This is a genomic window from Streptomyces colonosanans (assembly GCF_001866645.1).
GTDB lineage: Bacteria > Actinomycetota > Actinomycetes > Streptomycetales > Streptomycetaceae > Streptomyces > Streptomyces colonosanans.
On the sequence record NZ_MLYP01000002.1, the window covers coordinates 75,501 to 94,489 of the forward strand.

Sequence of the window (18,989 nt, forward strand, 5' to 3'; positions counted from 1 at the left end):
GAGCCGGGTATGACATCGATCATCGTCGGCGCGGCGATCGGCGCGATCTTCTTCAAAGAGCGGTTCGGCATCCCGCGGATCGCGGCGGCCGGACTGCTGGTCCTCGGCATCGGCCTGATGCTGCACGCCGGGTAGCCGGTGAGCGGTGCCCGTTCCTCTCCGGCGAGCGGCACGCGGGACCCGGTGATCCTCGCGGAAGTTTCGCGTCCGGGCGAGCATCCTGAGCAAGCAACGCTGAAGCGCACCACCATCGCACGGATCAGGAAGATGACGTCATGACCGACAAGCTCACCGTGAGCGTCCTGGGCACCGGGATCATGGGGGCCGCGATGGCCCGCAACCTCGTCCGCGCCGGGCACACCGTCCGCGCCTGGAACCGCACCCGCGCCAAGGCCGAACCGCTCGCCGCCGACGGCGCGCACATCTCCGACACCCCCGCCGACGCCGTGCAGGGCGCCGATGTCGTTCTGACCATGCTGTACGACGGGCCCACCGTCCTCGAGGTCATGCGGGAGGCCGCCCCCGCCCTGCGCACCGGCACCGCCTGGGTGCAGTCGACCACCGCCGGGACCGACGCCGTGGGCGAGCTGGCCGGCTTCGCCCGCGACCACGGCCTGGTCTTCTACGACGCCCCCGTGCTCGGCACCCGCCAGCCCGCGGAGGCCGGGCAGCTGACCGTCCTCGCCGCCGGCCCCTCGGACGGCCGGGAGGCGGTGACGCCCGTCTTCGACGCCGTCGGCAGCCGCACCCTGTGGACCGGCGAGGACGGTGCCGCGGGCAGCGCCAGCCGTCTGAAGCTGGTGGCCAACAGCTGGGTTCTCGCGGTCACCGCCGCGACGGGCGAGGTGCTGGCCCTGGCCCGGGCTCTCGACGTCGACCCGCAGAAATTCTTCGACCTCGTCGCGGGCGGCGGGCTCGACATGGGCTATCTGCGCGCCAAGGCCGATGCCATCCTGAACGACAGGCTCACCCCGCCCAGTTTCGCGGTGACCACCGCGGAGAAGGACGCCCGTCTGATCGTCCGGGCCGGTGAGCAGCACGGCGTCCGTCTCGACGTGGCCGCCGCGGCCGCCGAACGCCTCTCCCGCGCCGCCGCCCAGGGCCACGCCGACGAGGACATGGCCGCCGCGTACTTCGCCAGCTTCGACGAGAAGCCCGCCTCCTGAGGGCGTTCCCGTGAACCGGATCCGCACCGTGCGTGAGGCGGCCAGGAGGAGCACCCTGGAATCAGCGGTTCCGGAGGTGATGGTCATGGTTCTGCACACCGCAGTGGGATGGCATGTCGAGCTCGAATTCCAGGAGGACGATGACAAGACACGGGCGGCGGCGCTCGTACGGCTACCCGACGGGAACGAGGTCCGCTCGCGCGGATACGCCAGCCGCCACCACACCGATGCGAATCAGCCGCGTGTCGGGGAGGAGATCGCGGGGGCGCGCGCGCTCAACGAGTTGGCGATGCGGCTGCTCACGAAGGCGCACGAGGAGATCGACGAGGCGTCGGGGAGGACGTCGCGTCCGCTGACGCACTGAGTGCGTTCCGGTGTTGCCCGTACGCGGTGAGACGTACGGGCACCGCCATGCCCGCCGTAGCGGGCGGCTACCGAACACTTGCCCAGTGCTCCACCCTTCAGGGTGGAGGTGAAGGGCATCCGGTCCCTTGCGGCCCGGAGGGCCACAGCGGCATGGCTACGATCGCGTCATCCGATGACGGAGTTGTCGGATCTACCGCCGGACGGGCGGCAAGTGACGCCTGTGCAGGCCCCTGTAAGACCGATCTCCCCGGAGAGCGGCAAGGGCCGGTGAAGCAGGAACCCGAGGTGGCACCGCGTAGCGGTGCGGACCGCAATCTCCTGCCCTCGGGCAGGAGAGGACGTCAAGCCAGTGACGTACGCACGGCCCGGACCAGCGCCTGCGCCCGCGGGTCCGCCGTCACGCTCGTGAGGAAGCCGTTGGTGACGTAGCCGAACGCGATGCCCGACTCGGGGTCGGCGAAGCCCAGGGCGCCGCCGCGGCCCGGGTGGCCGAAGGAGCCGGGGCCGAGGAGCGGGGACGCGCCACCGTGGAGCATGTAGCCGAGGCCGAAGCGGGTGGCGACGACGAGCACGCGGTCGGGGCCGGCGGAGGACTCCGCGCGGGCCCACTCCAGCGTCCGCGGCGCGAACAGGCGTATGCCGTCCACCTCTCCGGTCAGTGCCGCGTAGAAGCGTGCGAGGCCGTCGGCCGTCGCGATGCCGTTCGACGCGGGAAGAACCGCAGCGCGGTAGGCGGGGTCGTTCTCGTCGGGCGGTGGGGTGATCGCGGCGAAGGCGCGGCGGGTCAGGCTGCCGGGGTCGGCGTACGCCTCGGCGACCGCGCGCTTGGGGCGGGCGCGCAGGGCGCCTTCCTGTGCCGGTGCCGCGATGGGGCCGACCCGGCCCGCCCGCTGCGCCTCCGCTCCGGTCAGGCCCACCCACAGGTCGAGACCCAGCGGCCCCGCGATCTCGGTGGCGATCCACGCGCCGATCGAGCGGCCCGTGACCCGCCGCACCAACTCACCGGTCAGCCAGCCGTAGGTGTGCGCGTGGTAGCCGTGGTCCGTGCCGGGCTCCCAGGCGGGGGCCTGCGCGGCCAGCACGGCGGCGGTGAGGTCCGGGTCGGCCGCCTCGGCGGGCGTGAGCGGACGGTCCAGCACCGGTACGCCGGCACGGTGCGCCAGCACGTCCCGCACCAGCGTGCGCTCCTTGCCGCTCTCCTTGAACTCTGGCCAGTAGTGGCCGACCGGCGCGTTCAGGTCCAGTTCCCCGCGCTCGGCCAGCATCAGCAGGACGGCCGCGGCCACGCCCTTGGTCGCCGAGCGCACGATCTGCGCGGTGCCCTGCTCCCAGGGCACCGTACCGTCGACGTCCCGTGTCCCGCCCCACAGGTCCACGACCTTGCGCCCGTCGCGGTACACGGCGACCGCCGCCCCGCGCTCCCCCAGCGCCTCGAAGTTCCGTACGAACGCTTCCCTGACCGGCTCGAAGCCCTCGGCCACAACGCCGCTCACATCCACGCCCGTCTTCCCCTCACTCGCCTACGCCCTCACACGCCTGTGCCAGTGAGTGCAACGCCGACCCGATGCCTTCGATTCCTCGAACGCTCGGCCCCTACGCGCCCAGGGTCACAGACGGCCCGTACCCGTCGGCACGCTTCGGGGGTCGAAGCCGAAGGGCAGTTCCAGACGGTGCGCGCGCATGAGCGCGTCGTCGGCGAGCAGATCGGCCGTCTTCCCGTCCGCCGCGATCACGCCGTCGCTGAGGACCAGCGAGCGCGGACACAGCTCCAGCGCGTACGGCAGGTCGTGCGTGACCATGAGGACCGTGACGTCCAACGACCGCAGGATGTCGGCGAGTTCGCGCCGTGAGGCGGGGTCGAGGTTGGACGACGGCTCGTCCAGGACGAGGATCTCCGGCTCCATGGCCAGGACGGTCGCCACGGCCACCCGGCGCCGCTGGCCGAAGGAGAGGTGGTGCGGCGGGCGGTCCTTGAAGTCCGTCATGCCGACCAGGTCGAGCGCCCGGTCGACGCGCGCCTCCAGCTCGGCGCCCTTCAAGCCGGCCGCCGCGGGTCCGAAGGCGACGTCCTCGCGGACCGTCGGCATGAAGAGCTGGTCGTCGGGATCCTGGAAGACGATGCCGACACGGCGGCGGATCTCGGCCATGTGCTGCTTCCCGACGGGGAGCCCGGCGACGGTCACCGTCCCGGTGCCACCGCTCAGGATGCCGTTGAGGTGCAGCACGAGCGTCGTCTTCCCGGCGCCGTTCGGCCCGAGCAGGGCCACCCGCTCGCCGCGCGCGAGGCGGAAGTCGACGCCGAAGAGGGCCTGGTGCCCGTCGGGGTAGGCGAAGGCCAGTTGGGTCACTTCCAGCGAAGGTGTCACAGGGTCCATCCCAGAACGCAGACGGCGAGGGCGGCGAGAGGCAGGGCGAGGGCGTACGACCACTGGGCGCGGGAGGCGGTCACCTCGTCGATGACCGGCATCGCACCGGCGTAGCCCCGGCTGACCATGGCCAGGTGCACGCGCTCGCCGCGCTCGTAGGAACGGATGAAGAGCGCGCCCGCGGACTTCGCGAGCACGCCCCAGTGGCGGATGCCGCGCGCCTCGAAGCCGCGCGACTCCCGGGCGATCCGCATCCGGCGCATCTCGTCGGTGATGACGTCGCCGTAGCGGATCATGAAGGACGCGATCTGCACGAGGAGCGGCGGGAGTCTGAGCCGCTGCAACCCGAGGAGCAGTTCGCGCAGTTCGGTGGTCGAGGCGAGCAGGACGGAGGCGGCGACGCCGAGGGTGCCCTTGGCGAGCACGTTCCAGGCGCCCCACAGCCCGCTGACGCTCAGCGACAGTCCGAGGACGTCGACCCGCTCGCCCTCCGCCACGAACGGCATGAGCACCGCGAAGGCGACGAACGGGATCTCGATCAGCAGCCGCCGGAGCAGGAATGCGGCGGGGACCCGGGCCGCGTACGCGACGACGCCGAGGAGGACGGCGTACAGCGCGAACGCCCACATCGCCTCGCGCGGCGTCGACACCACGACGACCACGAAGGCGAACGTGGCCGCGAGCTTGGTGTGCGGCGGCAGTCCGTGCACGGGAGAGTGCCCGTGCCGGTAGAGCCTGTGCGCGTGCCCGGCTCCCACCTCAGCCGACCTGCGAGGGTTCGCTCGTACGACGGCGGCGGACCGCCCAGAAGACAGTGCTGCCCGCGACGACGGTGACCCCGACGCCGATCACGCCCGCGAGGCCGCCGGAGAGGCGGGCGTTGCCGATGTCCTTGACGCCGTAGTCGGCCAGCGGCGAGTCGGCGCTCGCGTGCTCCTGCGCCTTCTTGTCGATGCCCTGGTCGGCGGCGACCTTCTCCAGTCCGTCGGGGCTGGCGGAGGCGTAGAAGCTGACGAACCCGGCGAGGACGAGGGAGGTGACGAGACCGGCGGCCCAGAGCCCGCGGCGGGACCGGGCGGCGACGGGCGCGGGCTCGGCGGCGGGCGCGTCGACCAGTTCCCCGCCGACGCGCAGCTTGAGGCGCTGCTGAAGGCCCCGGGCGCCGTACACGAGGTCGGGCCGGACGGCGATGACGGCGCCCACGGTCAGGGCGGTGATGGCGGCCTCGCCGAGGCCGATGAGGACATGGACGCCGATCATCGCGGTGGCGACCTTGCCGATCGAGACGTCGGTGGTGCCGCCGACCGCGTAGATCAGCGTGAAGGCGACGGCGGCGGCCGGGACGGAGACCAGGGCGGCGAGGAAGGAGGCGACGGTGACGGAGCGGCGCGTGCGCGGGAGTACCTTGACCAGCCCGCGGAAGACGGCATAGGCGACGACGGTCGTCACGATCGCCATGTCGGTGATGTTGACGCCGAGGGCGGTGAGGCCGCCGTCGGCGAAGAGGATGCCCTGCATGAGGAGCACGACGGAGACGCACAGGACCCCGGTGTAGGGCCCGACGAGTATGGCGGCAAGCGCCCCGCCGAGCAGGTGCCCGCTGGTCCCGGCGGCGACCGGGAAGTTCAGCATCTGTACGGCGAAGATGAACGCGGCCACCAGGCCGGCGAGCGGCGCGGTGCGCTCGTCGAGTTCACGCCGGGCGCCCTTCAGGCTGACAGCCAAGGCGCCCGCGGCGACGACTCCGGTCGCGGCGGATATGGGGGCGTCGATGAATCCATCGGGTACATGCACCGTACGAGAATACCCGCTTATTGCGAACGATTCGCAAGAGCAAGAAGGGCCTCGAAGCGACGCGCACGCGACAGGAGGCCACTTTTGTCCCGTTATGCGACATTGAAGGGGTGACGGATCCACAGATCCTGCCGCGATGACGCAGCGTGAGGAGCGGCCCCATGTCCGTTGTCGAACAGTACGCACGAGCCCACGTCATCACGGACTCCCCGGACGCCCCTGACGCGATCCCCGTCATCCTGCGCTACGACCCGAGCGCCGACTCGCTCGACGTCCACATCGACCTGCCCGGCCCCCACGAATGGACCCTCTCCCGGGATCTGCTGGAAGAAGGCCTGCGCGCCCCGGCGGGCAAGGACGATGTCCGCATCTGGCCGTGCGGCCGGGTCCAGGCGGTGATGGAGTTCCACACGCCGGAGGGCGTCGAGGTGGTGCAGTTCGAATCGCAGACGCTGCTGCGGTTCCTGCGGCGGACTTACCTGGAGGGGGCAGCGGCGCGCTGAGCGGAGAGGTACGTGACGAAGTGAGGGGTGTTCGCGGGCGACGACGCCGGCGACGCGGAGCACCGAGCGCGCCGGCCGCGCGGTCACGGCGCACACGAGAGGGCGCCCCCGAGTGGGGGCGCCCTCCGCGTTCAGCCGGGCGACGTCACGCCCGTACCAGCTCCCGGTCCTGGTCCGCGTCCGGATCCCGGCGGCCGTCGTCGGCGGACGCCAGACCCTCGCCCTCCACGTCCACGTTCGGCAGGGCGCGGTCCAGCCACTTCGGCAACCACCAGGCCTTCCTGCCCAGCAGCGCCAGCACCGCCGGCACGATCGCCATCCGCACCACGAACGCGTCGAAGAAGACCGCGACCGCCAGGCCGAAGCCGATCATCTTGACCATCGACTCGCTGGAGCCGATGAAGCCGGAGAACACCGCGATCATGATGACGGCCGCGGCCGTCACCACCCGCGCGCCGTGCTGGAAGCCGGTCACGACCGCCTGGCGGGGAGTCTCCCCATGGACGTACGCCTCGCGCATGCGGGTCACGAGGAAGACCTCGTAGTCCATCGCCAGGCCGAAGACCACGCCCACCATGAAGATCGGCATCATCGACATGATCGGGCCCGTCTCCTCGACGCCCATCAGGCCGGAGAGCCAGCCCCACTGGAACACCGCGACCACCGCGCCGAGCGCCGCCAGCACCGAGAGCAGGAAGCCGAGCGCCGCCTTCAGCGGGACCAGGATCGAGCGGAAGACCACGATCAGGAGCAGGAACGCGAGGCCCACGACCAGCGCCAGGTACGGCAGCAGCGCGTCGTTCAGCTTCTGCGACACGTCGATGTTCATCGCCGTCGAACCCGTGACCAGCAGCTGCGCGTCCGTGTCCGCCTTGATGCCGGCGCCCGCGTCACGGATGCCGTGCACCAGGTCCTCGGTGGTGGTCGAGGACGGCTTGGAGCCGGGGACGACCGTGACCACCGCCGTGTCGCCGGCCTTGTTGTACGTCGCCGGGGTCACCGTCACGACGTTCTTCAGACCCTTGATCTCGTCCGTCACCGTGGCGACGGCGCCCTTCGGGTCGTCGCTCGCCTTCGCGTCGACCACGACCATCAGCGGGCCGTTGACGCCCGGGCCGAAGCCCTCCGAGAGCAGGTCGTAGGCGCGGCGCTGCGTCGTGGAAGTCGGCTGCGAACCGTCGTCCGGCAGGCCCAGCGTCAGCGAGGCCGCAGGGACGGCCGCCGCACCGAGGCCGAGGACGCCGAGCAGCAGGACAGTGATCGGGCGGCGCACCACGAAGCTCGCCCAGCGCGTGCCCATATTGGGCTTGTCCGCCTTCTTCGCGGCCCGGCCCCCGCCCAGCAGCCTGCTCTTCTCGCCGGCCGGCTTGACCTTGCGGCCCGCGTAGCCCAGCAGTGCCGGAATCATCGTCAGGGCGATCAGGACCGCGATGGCGACCGTGCCGGCCGCGGCGACGCCCATCTTCGTCAGCATCGGGATGTTCACGACCGCGAGGCCGACCAGGGCGATCACCACCGTCAGACCGGCGAAGACGACCGCGGAGCCCGCCGTGCCGACCGCCCGGCCCGCCGCCTCCTCGCGCTCGCGGCCCTCGGCCAGTTCCGACCGGTAGCGGGAGACGACGAACAGCGCGTAGTCGATGCCGACCGCGAGGCCGATCATCATCGCCAAAATCGAGGTGGTGGAGCCCAGGTCCAGCGCGTTGGCCAGCGCCGTAATGGTCGAGACGCCGATGCCGACGCCGATCAGGGCCGTGAGCAGCGGCAGCCCGGCCGCCACCAGCGAGCCGAAGGTGATGACGAGGACCACCGCGGCGATCGCGATGCCGATGACCTCCGTCGCGCCCGTCTCCGGTACGGCCATCAGCGCGTCACCGCCGACCTCGACGGTCAGCCCGCCGTGCCGGGCGTCCTGCGCGGCCGTCTTGAGGGCTTCCCTGGAGGAGTCCTTCAGCTCCATCCCGGAGACCTTGTACGTCACCTGCGCATAGGCGGTCGTGCCGTCCTTGCTGACGGCGTGCGCGGTGAACGGGTCGATGACGGAGGCGACCTCGGAACCGCCGCCCAGCTCCTTGACGGTCTTCTCGACGACCGCCTTGTTGTCCTCGGCGGTCACCTTCTCCCCGTTCGGTGCCTTGAAGACGACGCGTGCGGTCGCCCCGTCGGGGGTCATCCCGGGGAAGCGCTGCTCCAGGAGGTCGAAGGCCTTCTGGGCCTCGGTGCCGGGGATGGAGAACGAAGTGGAGCCCGCTGCGGGGGCGTTGGCGGCGCCGACGCCCGCGAGCGTCAGCAGCGCCACCCAGATCAGGGCGACGAAGTGCCGCCGCCTGAAGGACAGTCGGCCCAGTCGGTAGAGGAATGTGGCCACGAGGGCGTACTCCCGGTCAGGTCGTGGGGTGTTCAGGGCAGGGGTGATCAGCCCGACGACGTGAGCGGTGACGTCAGGTGGGGCTAACTGGAGATGTGTCAGCTGGTGGGCGCGCCGAGGGCAGGGAGGACCACGGCGTCGATGTACGAGGTGAGGAAGGCCCGCGTCGGTGGCTGGTCGTCGAACAGCGTGCGGGTGGCGAACGCGCCGACCAGCATGTGCGGCAGGAAGTCCAGCGCCGGGCAGTCCGGCCGGATCTCGCCGCGGTCGACGGCACGCTGCAGAACGCGCCGGGACTGTGCCATCTCCGCGTCCACGAGCTGCTCGCGGAAGGCCTGGCGCAGATCCGGGTTGTGGTGGATCGCCATGGCCACGCCCCGCATCAGCGCGGAATTCTGCTCCATGGTGCAGTCGTCCTCGTGGGCGATCAACGCGTGCAGGTCGCCCCGGAGTGAGCCGGTGTCGATCTCGTCGATACGGTCCCGCTTGCCGTGCCGGAGAGCCTTGACCACCAGGTCGGCCTTGCCGCCCCACTGACGGTAGAGCGTCGCCTTGCTGGAGCGGGTGCGGGCGGCCACCGCGTCCATGGTCAGGGCGTCGTAGCCGACTTCCCGGAGCAGATCGAGCACGGCCCCGTACAGCTCGGCCTCGCGCTCGGGCGTGATGCGACTGCGACGCCCCGGTGCAGGCACCGGCTCCACCGGAACGGCTGACACCGCGCCCTTGGATGCCTCGGTCATCTCACTCCGCCTCTCCTGCTCCGCGCCCGGAGCGCAGGGCTCCGAACGACACGGTTTCGTACGACTCTGACGATACCCTTGGACACTATCGAAACGAAACGGTTTCGTACGTGTCCTGCACCACGGCTCCGGCGCTCAACCGGTGCACGGGTCCGGACCACACCCGGCGTCGAGTTGCCGTGACCCGTTCGGAGGAAAAGCATGGGTAGGTGAGCGACACGAGCGACGTGTACGAGAACGCCCGCGGCTATCTGCGCTACCCGCATCTGCACGGCGACCGGCTCTGCTTCGCCGCCGAGGACGACCTGTGGGTGGCCCCGCTGGAGGGGCCAGGCCGCGCCTGGCGGCTCACCGTCGACCGTACGAAGATCGGCCATCCCCGCTTCTCGCCCGACGGCCGCCTCATCGCGTACACGAGCTGGCGCAACCTCGCACCCGAGATCCATCTGACGCCGGTGGACGGCGGCCCCGGCCGGCGCCTCACCTACTGGGGCAGCACCGACACGCGGGTGTGCGGCTGGACGCCCCCCGAGCCGGACGGAAGGGCCGACATCCTCGCCGTCGCCTCGCACGGAGAGCCGTTCTCCTACTTCACCTGGGCCTACAAGGTCCCCACCGACGGCGACCCCGGCGGCAAGCTGCCCTGGGGCCCGGTCTCGGACATCGCGGTCGCCGATGTCGAGGGCGAGCACCGGACGCTGCTGCTCACCGGCACCCCTCCGCACGAGCCGGCCTCCTGGAAGCGCTACCGCGGCGGCGCCATGGGCAGACTGTGGCTGCACGGGCGGCAGCTGCTCCCCGACCTCGGCGGCCACCTCGACTCGCCGATGTTCGTCGGCGGGCGGATCGCGTTCCTCTCCGACCACGAGGGCATCGCCAACCTGTACTCGTGCGCGTACGACGGCTCCGATCTGCGCCGCCACACCGACCACGACGCCTTCTACGCCCGGCACGCCTCCAGCGACGGCACGCGGGTGGTGTACCAGTGCGCGGGCGACCTGTGGGTCGTCGACGACCTCTCCCCCGACTCGACCCCGCGCCGCCTGGACATACGGCTGGGCGGACCGCGCGCGGGGCGTCGCAAGTACCCGGTGCCGGCCGCGCAGCACCTGGACGGGATCTCGGTCGGCGAGACCGGGCGGGCCAGCGCGGTCGTCGTCCGCGGCAGCCTGTACTGGCTCACGCACCGCGACGGCCCCGCCCGTACGATCACCGACACCCCCGGCGTACGGGTCCGGCTGCCGGAGATGCTCGGTACGGGCGGCCGGCTCGCCTACATCACGGACGCGGAGGGCGAGGACGCCGTCGAGATCGCGTATCTGCCGCGGGCGTCCGGCGACCGGGAGCCGCGCAGGCCGGCCTCCGGGGGGCTGGGCCGGGTGCTGGAAATGGTGTCGGACCCGCAGGGCGAACGGCTCGCGATCGCCTCGAACGACGGGCGGCTGCTACTGATCACCGTGTCCGAGGAGGAGGCCGCCGCGGGGACGGCGGAGCCGGACGGGGAGGTCACCGAGCTGGTCCGGTCGGTCAACGGGCCGGTGCGGGACCTGGCGTTCTCCCCGGACGGGGCATGGCTGACCTGGTCGCATCCGGGGATCGGCCGGTCGCTGAGGCAGATCAAGATGGCGCGGATCAAGGACCGGCTGATCGTCGACGTGACCAACGGGCGCTTCGAGGACGAGAACCCGGTGTTCACCTCGGACGGGCGCTATCTGGCGTTCCTGTCCTGGCGCGGCTTCGACCCGGTCTACGACGTGCACACCGGGGACCTGTCCTTCCCGCTGGGCTGCCGCCCGTACCTCGTCCCGCTGTCCTCGGCGACCCCGTCCCCCTTCGCACTGAACCCGGAGGGGCGGCCCGCCGCCGGGGGTCTCGATCCACTGGAGGAAGAGGAGGGCGGCGGCACGGTCACTGTCGAACTGGAGGGCCTGGAGAGCCGGGTGACGCCGTTCCCGGTCGCCGCGTCCAAGTACTCGGCGCTGCGTCCGGTCGCGGGCGGGGGCCTGGTGTGGCTGCGCTGGCCGATCTCGGGCGCGCTGGGCGAGACCTTCGCGAACCCCGACGACACCACGGGGCGGCCGACCCTCGAACACTTCACCATCAGCAAGGCGAAGAAGGCCGAACTGGTGAGCCACCTGGACTGGTTCGCGGTGAGCGGGGACGGAACACGGCTGGTGGTCGTCGACGAGGGCGTTCTGCGAGCGGTCCCCTCGTCCGAGACAGGCGACATCGAGACGACGGTATGGATCGATGTGCGCCGGATCATGCACGTGGTGGACCCGGCGGCGGAGTGGCGGCAGGCGTACGCGGAGGCCGGCCGGCTCATCCGGGCGTACTTCTGGGATCCCGGCATGAGCGGGATCGACTGGGACGCGATCCTGGCGCAGTACCGCCCGCTGGTCGAACGGGTCGCGTCACCGGACGACTTCGCCGACCTGCTGCGCGAGGTGCTGGGCGAGCTGGGCACGTCCCACGCGTATGTGACGCCGGCGCGGCGCAACGAGGGCCCGGCGCACTACCAGCGCTACCAGGGCCTGCTGGGCGCCAATTTCGTACGCCGCGACGGCCATTGGGCGATCAGGCGGATCCTGCCGGGCGACCCGTCGGACTCCAAGGCGCGCTCGCCGCTGGCGGGCACGGGGATCCGGGAGGGGGCGGTCCTGACCCATGTGGACGGACGGCCGGTGGACCCGGTGACGGGACCGTACCCGCTGCTGGCGGGCGCAGGCGGTACGACGGTGGAGCTGACGTTCACACCGGCGGAAGGCGAAGGGCGGCCACGGCGGGTGGCCGTGATCCCTCTGATCGACGAACGCCCCCTGCGCTACCAGGACTGGGTCACCAAACGCCGGGCCGTCGTCCGCGAGTTGAGCGGCGGCCGCTGCGGGTACCTGCACATCCCGGACATGGGCGGCTCGGGCTGGGCGCAGTTCAACCGGGACGTGCGGATGGAGGTCTCGCGCCCGGCGCTGATCGTGGACGTACGCGGCAACGCCGGTGGCCACATCAGCGAACTGGTCATCGAGAAGCTCACGCGCACCATCCTGGGCTGGGACCTGACGCGCAACGCCCAGCCGGTGTCGTACACGTCCAACGCCCCACGGGGGCCGATCGTGGCGCTGGCCGACGAAGCGACCTCCTCGGACGGCGACATGATCACCGCGGCCTTCAAGCTGCTGAAGCTGGGCCCGGTGGTGGGCCAGCGCACCTGGGGCGGAGTGGTCGGTATGACGGGCCGCCATCGCCTGGGCGACGGCACGGTGATCACGGTCCCGATGAACGCAGCGTGGTTCGACGCCTACGGCTGGTCGGTCGAGAACCAGGGCGTGACACCGGACATGGAGATCCAGCGCACCCCGCTGGACTGGGCGGAGGGACGCCACAGGCAACTGGACGACGCGGTCGAACTGGCCCTGGACCTGCTGCGCACCCAGCCGGCGGCAACACCCCCGGACTACAGCGATATCCCGGACAGGACCCGCCCGAAACTCCCCCCGAGGAACACGGGTTGAGAGGCGTCGCCTGAGCAGGCGACACCGAGAGCGGTCGGCCTCGGGAGCGGCGCGCAGCAAAAAGTGGGGCACCCTCAGAGCGAGGGTGCCCCACTTCACGGCCAAGGCCGAGTGCAGCGGCTACGCGTCGTAGTCCTGGTTGAAGCGGTCTTCCGACTCGTCCCGCATCCTCTGCGTGTCCTCCTGCGGCTGGCGGCCGCGCTGCTGGCTCTGCTGGCTCTGCTGGCCGCGCTGTTGGCTCTGCTGGCCGCGCTGCGAAGCCTGCTGCTTCGACTGCTCCGCCTTACGCTTCGCCTGCTGCTTCATCTGCTCGGACTTGTCCTGGTTCTGGTCCTTCATGCCCATGTGGTTTCACTCCCGAAGTGGGTGAGGGGATCGGGCTCGACCAGACTGACACGCCCGGACACACTGCGCATTTCGATCAGTCACGCAGCGTACGCAGCCGCTGCTCGTCGGCCTCCCCACCGGCCCCGACCAGCCCCGTAGGCACCTCGCGGAGCCGCGGCTCGAACCTCCGCATCTCCCGCTGCCCCACCGTCGCGATGACGCCCGGCAGACAGCCGCGCACGCCCTGCATCCCCCGCAGCCACCACTGCGCGTACACATGGCTGGAGCGCCGTTCGATCCCCGCCACGATCCGGTCCACCGCCGGCCCCAGCGGGTAGGTCTTGTTGGACGGCCACGGCAGCCGCTGCCGCAGCTCCCGCATCACCTCGTCCTGGTCGGCGCCGCGCACCATGTCCGTGTCGGTCCAGGACAGGTATCCCAACCCGACCCGCACGCCCTTGTGCGCCACCTCGGCGCGCAGACTGTGCGCGTACGCCTCCACGCCCGACTTGGACGCGCAGTACGCCGTCATCATCGGCGCGGGCGTGATCGCCGCGAGCGAGGCGATCTGGAGCAGAAAGCCGCGGCTCTCGACCAGCACCGGCAGGAAGGCGCGGGCCGTCACCGCGGAGCCGATCAGATTGACCTCGATCACCCGCCGCCAGGCCTCGGGGTCGGAGTCCGCGAACGGCCCGCCGCTGGCCACTCCGGCGTTGGCGACCACGATGTCGACCTTCCCGAACCGCCCCTTCACCTCCCGGGCGACCCGCGCCATCACCTCGTGGTCGGTGACGTCCGCGTACCAGTGGCCGCTGTCGCCGTACAGCTGCTCCGATACCTGCTTCAGCGCGTCCACCTCAAGGCCGACGAGCGCGACGGTCGCGCCGCGTGCCGACAGCTTGCGGGCCAGCAGTTCACCGACGCCCCGCGCGGCGCCCGTGACGACCGCGACCTGCCCCTCCAGGCTCACCCTGCTCATGCGCCCTCCTCCGTCCTGGCGTTCGTCGCGTACGCGGTGACGAGGTACCGGATCCTCCCGGTCACCAGCTCCGGCGCCTCCACCGGTGTCATATGGCCGAGCCCGAACAGCTCGGTGCTGCCGACGCAGTTCGGCAGGGCAGCGGCCAGCGTCCGTGCGTGCACCAGCGGAGTCAGCCGGTCAGCCGTGCCGACGACGACCTCGGTCGGTACGGTCAACTCCCGCATGCCGTCGTCGAGATCCAGCGTCTCGAGCACATACGACCAGGCGTGGCGCACATCGCGTGGGCAGGCGTGCACCACCCGAGCGCAGGCCTCGACCATCTCCGGCGCCGAACCGGCGCCCATGGTCGCGTACTTGAGAACGCGCTTGGCCGCGGGTGTGACCGGCCCGAGCGGGAGCCGCGAGCCCAGGATGCGCGCCGTGAGCCAGGTGCGCGGACGTCCGGCACGCATCGGCACCACGCGCGCCTCGGCGACCAGGCGCGCGCTTCCCGTGCTGCACAGCAGGGCGGCCGCCGTGTGCGCCCGGAAGCGGGGACGCCGGGCCGCGGCCAGCACGGCCACCCCGCCCATGGAGTGCCCCCCGACCACGGCCCGCTCGCCCGGCGCGAGGGTGGCGACGAGCACCGCCTCCAGGTCGTCGGCGAGCGCGTCGGTGGAACACCTGGCACTGGCCGGGCTGCGCCCGTGCCCCCGCTGGTCGTAGGCGATCACCCGGTGGTCGACGGCGAGGTCCCGTATCTGTGCCGCCCAGAAGGCGGTCGAGCAGGTCCAGCCGTGCGCGAGGACGACGGGTGGCGCGTCCTCGGGCCCGTGTACCTCGACATGCAGCCGGGCGCCGTCGGCGGACACGACGGTCAGCTCCCGGGCGGGGGCGCCGGGCGCGTACGGACCGCTCACGACGTGCGCCGGCCGGCTCATGCGCGGGCCTCCGCGGCCGCGATCTGCTCCTCGGTCGCCGCGGCAGCGCCCGCCCGGGGCGCCCTCAGTACCTCGTACTCCCCCAGGTCCACGCGCCGCGTCGCGTTGCGGAACTCCGTCGTCGTACCGGGCCAGACGGTGGTGTTGCGGCCGTTGGCGTCGAGGTACCAGCTGGTGCAGCCGCCGGTGTTCCACACCGTGCGCTTCATCCGCTCCTGCACCGTGTGGTTCCAGGCCTCGACGGCACGCGGCCTGGCGTCGAGCGCGACCCGGCCGCCCAGGACGTCCAACTGCCGCAGGTAGTCGGCCATGTAGTTCAGCTGGGACTCGATCATCAGGATCATCGAGGAGTTCCCGAGGCCGGTGTTGGGCCCGATGATCGTCATCCAGTTGGGGAACCCGGAGGCGGTCGCGCCGCGCAGCCCCTTCATACCCTCGCTCCAGGACTCCGCGAGCGTCCGCCCGTCGGCACCGACGACCCGCTCGGCCATCGGCATGCCCGTGACGTGGAAGCCAGTACCGAAGACGATCGCGTCGACCTCGGCCTCGGTGCCGTCGGCGGCGACGACGGTCGATCCGCGGACCTCGGCGAGCCCGCTCGCGACGACGTCCACATTGGGCCGGGCGAGGGCCGGATAGTACGTGTTGGAGAGCAGGATCCGCTTGCAGCCGATGCGGTAGTCGGGGGTCAGCTTGGCCCGCAGCGCCGGGTCCTTGACGGCGCGGGCCATGTTGTACTTGGCCAACTGCTCGACGAAGCCCAGCTCGTTGGGGCGCTTGGTGAACGCCTGGACCTGCAACTCCCGGATGCCCCACAGCAGTCCGCGCCGCAGTTTTGTGGTGAAGGGCAGCGCCCGGTGCAGCGAGCGTTCGGGACCGCTGATGGCGCGGTCCACGCGGGGCATCACCCACGCCGGGGTCCGCTGGAAGAGGACGAGCTTCGCGACGTCGGGCTGGATCGACGGCACGATCTGGATCGCGGACGCGCCCGTGCCGACCATGGCGACCCGCTTGCCGCGCACGTCGTAGTCGTGGTCCCAGCGGGCGGAGTGGAAGACCGCACCGGGGAACGAGTCGAGACCCGGGATGTCCGGCATCTTCGGGTCGGACAGCGGACCGGTGGCGGAGACGACGACGTCCGCGGAGAAGCTGCCGCCACTGGTCTCGATGTCCCAGCGCAGCTGCTGCGCGTTCCAGGCCATCCGCTTCACCTCGCAGCCGAAGCGGAGGTGGGGCCGCAGCCGGAAGACCTCCGCCACGTGCTCCAGATACGCGCGGATGTGCTCCTGCCCGGAGAACGTGCGCGGCCATTCGGGGTTGGGTGCGAACGAGAACGAGTAGAGATGGGAGGGGACATCGCAGGCGCAGCCCGGATAGGTGTTGTCGCGCCAGGTCCCACCGACACCGTCCGCCCGTTCCAGGACCACGAAGTCGGTGATCCCCTCCCGGCGCAGCCGCACGGCGGCCCCGAGCCCGCCGAACCCGGACCCGATCACCGCCACCCGTACATGCTCGTGCTCGGCCATCTCGAAGCCCTCCCGCTCCGCAAAACCCTGCCAGTGATTACTGGCACAGTCGGAGAGTAGGGCAGCGGCGTACCGATGGGCAGGGGGGCGGAACAAGGAAGTTACCGGCGGTACGACGTAGGGTGCGGGCGTGGCAGATCACGGGGAGCGGCGCGAGTACCGCATGGAGGAGCTGGCGGAAGCGGCCGGCATCACGGTGCGCACCCTGCGCTTCTACCGCGAGCGCAAGCTGATCCATCCGCCGCGCCGCGAGGGCCGCATCGCCTGGTACGACGACTCGCACCTGGCCCGGCTGCGCACCATCTCGGCGCTTCTGGAACGCGGTCACACCCTCAGCGGCATCGCGGAACTGGCCGAGGCCTTCGACCACGGACGCGACGTCGGCGACCTGCTCGGCCTCGACGCCCCCACCGAGGAGACCCCCGTACGGCTCACCCCCGAGGCCCTGGCCGACGTGTTCGGCGCCGAGGCGACCCCGGAGAACCTGACCGCGGCCCTCGACCTCGGCTACCTCGGTGTGGACGGCGACGACATAGTCCACATCAGCCGCCGACTGCTGGACGTCTCGGCGACCCTGGTGCGCGAGGGCATCCCGCTCGCGGACGTGCTGACCGCCGCCCGCCGCGTCCGCGAACACACGGAGGCTCTCGCGGACGTCTTCACGGACCTGATGACCGCCCACGACCGCTCCCCCCAGGACGCCGAGCACCTGCGCCCCCTGGCGAAGAGCGTGGTGGAGGCGGAACTGTCCCTGGCCCTGGACAGGCGGCTGCGCAAGCAGGGGTGACGGCCGGGCCTCAGAGGTCGTACACGACCGTCACCGGGGCGTGATCGGACCAGCGCTCGGCATGGGTGGCCGCGCGTTCCACGAACCCCTTGACGGCCCTGGCGGCGAGGCCGGGCGTGGCCCCGTGGTAGTCGATCCGCCACCCCGAATCGTTGTCAAAGGCCCGTCCGCGGTACGACCACCAGGTGTACGGCCCCTCGGCCTCCGGATGCAGTGCCCGCACCACATCCACGTATCCGCCGTCCGCGAGGTCGAAGACCCGGGTCAGCCACTCCCGCTCCTCCGGCAGGAAACCGGAGTTCTTGGTGTTGCCGCGCCAGTTCTTCAGGTCGGCCTGCCGGTGAGCGATGTTCCAGTCGCCGCAGACGAGCACCTCGCGCCCGTCAGCGACGGCCTGCTCGCTCAGTTCCTTGAGATAGGCGAGGAACTCACCCATGAAGCGGATCTTCTCGTCCTGCCGCTCGGTACCGACCTCACCGGAGGGGAGGTAGAGGGAGGCGACCGTCACACCTGGCAGATCGACCTCGACGTAACGCCCGCTCGCCTCGAACTCCGACGACCCGAAGCCGACCTGGACCCGGTCCGGCTCGCGGCGGGAGTAGAGGGAGACGCCCGCACGCCCCTTGGCGGCGGCCGGCGCGTGCACGACGTGCCAGCCCTCGGGCGTGCGCACATGCTCGGGCAGTTGCTGCGGCTCGGCGCGGACCTCCTGCAGACACAGCACGTCCGCCCCAGTCCCCGCGAGCCACTCCACGAAGCCCTTCTTGCCGGCGGCACGCAGCCCGTTCACGTTGGCGGAGGTCACAGTCAGCATCCGGGCACCCTACCTGCACACTGGACGAGGTCCCGTAAGGGACCGCATGCTGACCCTCCTGTTACTCACAGCCTGGACATACGGTTACGAAAATGCTCATCCACCCTGTTCCCTTCGACCACCCGGACGCCGTCAAGCTCAATGGCGAGGTCCAGGCCGAGTACGACGTGCGCTACGGCGACGGTGGCGACGCCACTCTTCTGGACCCCGCCGACTTCCGGCCGCCGAACGGCCTGTACCTGATCGCGTACGACGTGGACGGCACCCCCGTCGCCACGGGCGGCTGGCGCAGCCGGGACAAGAACGCCGAGGGGAACGAGGACGGCGACGCCGAGCTCAAGCGCATGTTCGTCGTCGCAGGCATGCGCGGGCGGGGGCTGGCCCGGCGCATCCTGGCGGCCTTGGAGGAAGACGCCCGCGCGGCGGGCCGGGTCCGCATGGTCCTGGAGACCGGCACCAAGCAGCCCGAGGCGGTCGCCCTGTACGCCTCCAGCGGCTATGAGCCGTGCGAGAAGTTCGGCTACTACCGCTTCCACGACGACAGCCTCTGTTACGCCAAGCCGCTTTAGGACGCCGCCGGGCCGGTTCACCCCGGCCCCGCGCACCGCCTCACAGCCGCGAACTCTTCGCTTGACGGGCGGCGTTCGGCGACTTGTGCGCACAACGAAAATCCCGCCCGGTCTTCCGACCGGACGGGATTTCCCAACTCCCCGAGACTCAGAGAGTCGTTGCGGTGGACCTGAGGGGATTTGAACCCCTGGCCCCCTCGATGCGAACGAGGTGCGCTACCGGACTGCGCCACAGGCCCTTGCAACGAG

Annotated in this window: 17 protein-coding genes, 1 tRNA gene and 1 pseudogene; 7 read left to right on the top strand and 12 right to left on the bottom strand. The window is 71.2% G+C overall.

The annotated features are described in order from the left end of the window. Positions 1–12: 12 nt before the first annotated feature. The 3 genes and pseudogenes from BIV24_RS32880 to BIV24_RS00440 form a co-directional block, all read left to right on the top strand. Positions 13–135 (top strand): annotated as a pseudogene (locus BIV24_RS32880) (EamA family transporter); the annotation flags it as partial. 140 nt (positions 136–275) lie between these two features. Further along, positions 276–1,166, top strand: coding sequence for an NAD(P)-dependent oxidoreductase (locus BIV24_RS00435; RefSeq protein ID WP_071364060.1), 891 nt, complete (start codon positions 276–278; stop codon positions 1,164–1,166). Positions 1,167–1,245: 79 nt separating this feature from the next. Continuing rightward, positions 1,246–1,530 (top strand): DUF1876 domain-containing protein, encoded by a 285-nt coding sequence (locus BIV24_RS00440; protein WP_071364140.1) that lies wholly within the window; start codon positions 1,246–1,248, stop codon positions 1,528–1,530. Positions 1,531–1,873: 343 nt separating this feature from the next. Here the strand turns inward: BIV24_RS00440 and BIV24_RS00445 are convergent, their stop codons facing one another. From BIV24_RS00445 to BIV24_RS00460, 4 genes are all read right to left on the bottom strand, one after another. Further along, positions 1,874–3,031 (bottom strand): serine hydrolase domain-containing protein, encoded by a 1,158-nt coding sequence (locus BIV24_RS00445; RefSeq protein WP_071364061.1) that lies wholly within the window; start codon positions 3,029–3,031, stop codon positions 1,874–1,876. Positions 3,032–3,139: 108 nt separating this feature from the next. Further along, positions 3,140–3,907, bottom strand: coding sequence for an energy-coupling factor ABC transporter ATP-binding protein (locus tag BIV24_RS00450; protein WP_071364062.1), 768 nt, complete (start codon positions 3,905–3,907; stop codon positions 3,140–3,142). Beyond that, positions 3,895–4,656, bottom strand: coding sequence for a cobalt ECF transporter T component CbiQ (cbiQ, locus tag BIV24_RS00455; protein WP_071364063.1), 762 nt, complete (start codon positions 4,654–4,656; stop codon positions 3,895–3,897). The genes BIV24_RS00450 and cbiQ overlap by 13 nt, the downstream gene beginning before the upstream one ends. Position 4,657: 1 nt before the next feature. Then, complete coding sequence (locus BIV24_RS00460) at positions 4,658–5,692, bottom strand: energy-coupling factor ABC transporter permease (RefSeq protein ID WP_071364064.1); 1,035 nt, start codon at positions 5,690–5,692, stop codon at positions 4,658–4,660. A 161-nt stretch (positions 5,693–5,853) separates the two neighbouring features. Between BIV24_RS00460 and BIV24_RS00465 the strand changes: the two genes are divergently transcribed. Beyond that, complete coding sequence (locus tag BIV24_RS00465) at positions 5,854–6,195, top strand: SsgA family sporulation/cell division regulator (protein WP_071364065.1); 342 nt, start codon at positions 5,854–5,856, stop codon at positions 6,193–6,195. A 145-nt stretch (positions 6,196–6,340) separates the two neighbouring features. On the opposite strand, the gene BIV24_RS00470 is transcribed toward BIV24_RS00465, so the two are convergent. Beyond that, entirely contained in the window at positions 6,341–8,563 is a 2,223-nt protein-coding gene (locus BIV24_RS00470) for an MMPL family transporter (RefSeq protein ID WP_071364066.1), read from the bottom strand. Between the two features lie 98 nt (positions 8,564–8,661). Continuing rightward, positions 8,662–9,303: a TetR/AcrR family transcriptional regulator gene (locus BIV24_RS00475; protein WP_079167919.1), complete on the bottom strand. Its 642-nt coding sequence runs from the start codon at positions 9,301–9,303 to the stop codon at positions 8,662–8,664. A 209-nt stretch (positions 9,304–9,512) separates the two neighbouring features. Here BIV24_RS00475 and BIV24_RS00480 point away from each other — a divergent pair, with 209 nt between their 5' ends. After that, complete coding sequence (locus tag BIV24_RS00480) at positions 9,513–12,815, top strand: S41 family peptidase (RefSeq protein WP_245766625.1); 3,303 nt, start codon at positions 9,513–9,515, stop codon at positions 12,813–12,815. A gap of 120 nt (positions 12,816–12,935) precedes the next feature. Here the strand turns inward: BIV24_RS00480 and BIV24_RS00485 are convergent, their stop codons facing one another. The 4 genes from BIV24_RS00485 to BIV24_RS00500 form a co-directional block, all read right to left on the bottom strand. Beyond that, positions 12,936–13,160, bottom strand: coding sequence for a hypothetical protein (locus tag BIV24_RS00485; protein ID WP_071364067.1), 225 nt, complete (start codon positions 13,158–13,160; stop codon positions 12,936–12,938). Positions 13,161–13,236: 76 nt separating this feature from the next. Beyond that, positions 13,237–14,121: an SDR family oxidoreductase gene (locus BIV24_RS00490; protein ID WP_071364068.1), complete on the bottom strand. Its 885-nt coding sequence runs from the start codon at positions 14,119–14,121 to the stop codon at positions 13,237–13,239. Next, complete coding sequence (locus BIV24_RS00495) at positions 14,118–15,044, bottom strand: alpha/beta fold hydrolase (protein WP_071364069.1); 927 nt, start codon at positions 15,042–15,044, stop codon at positions 14,118–14,120. The genes BIV24_RS00490 and BIV24_RS00495 overlap by 4 nt, the downstream gene beginning before the upstream one ends. Then, on the bottom strand, positions 15,041–16,570 hold the full coding sequence (locus BIV24_RS00500) for a flavin-containing monooxygenase (protein ID WP_071364070.1): 1,530 nt from the start codon (positions 16,568–16,570) through the stop codon (positions 15,041–15,043). Before BIV24_RS00500 ends, BIV24_RS00495 begins: the two co-directional genes overlap by 4 nt. A gap of 130 nt (positions 16,571–16,700) precedes the next feature. Between BIV24_RS00500 and BIV24_RS00505 the strand changes: the two genes are divergently transcribed. After that, entirely contained in the window at positions 16,701–17,357 is a 657-nt protein-coding gene (locus BIV24_RS00505; RefSeq protein WP_071364071.1) for a MerR family transcriptional regulator, read from the top strand. Between the two features lie 10 nt (positions 17,358–17,367). Here the strand turns inward: BIV24_RS00505 and BIV24_RS00510 are convergent, their stop codons facing one another. Next, positions 17,368–18,171: an exodeoxyribonuclease III gene (locus tag BIV24_RS00510; RefSeq protein WP_071364072.1), complete on the bottom strand. Its 804-nt coding sequence runs from the start codon at positions 18,169–18,171 to the stop codon at positions 17,368–17,370. Between the two features lie 92 nt (positions 18,172–18,263). On the opposite strand from BIV24_RS00510, the gene BIV24_RS00515 reads away from it, so the two are divergent. Further along, positions 18,264–18,740, top strand: a complete 477-nt coding sequence (locus BIV24_RS00515) for a GNAT family N-acetyltransferase (protein WP_071364073.1) — start codon at positions 18,264–18,266, stop codon at positions 18,738–18,740. 165 nt (positions 18,741–18,905) lie between these two features. On the opposite strand, the gene BIV24_RS00520 is transcribed toward BIV24_RS00515, so the two are convergent. Beyond that, positions 18,906–18,979 (bottom strand) — tRNA-Ala (locus BIV24_RS00520). Positions 18,980–18,989: the final 10 nt, after the last annotated feature.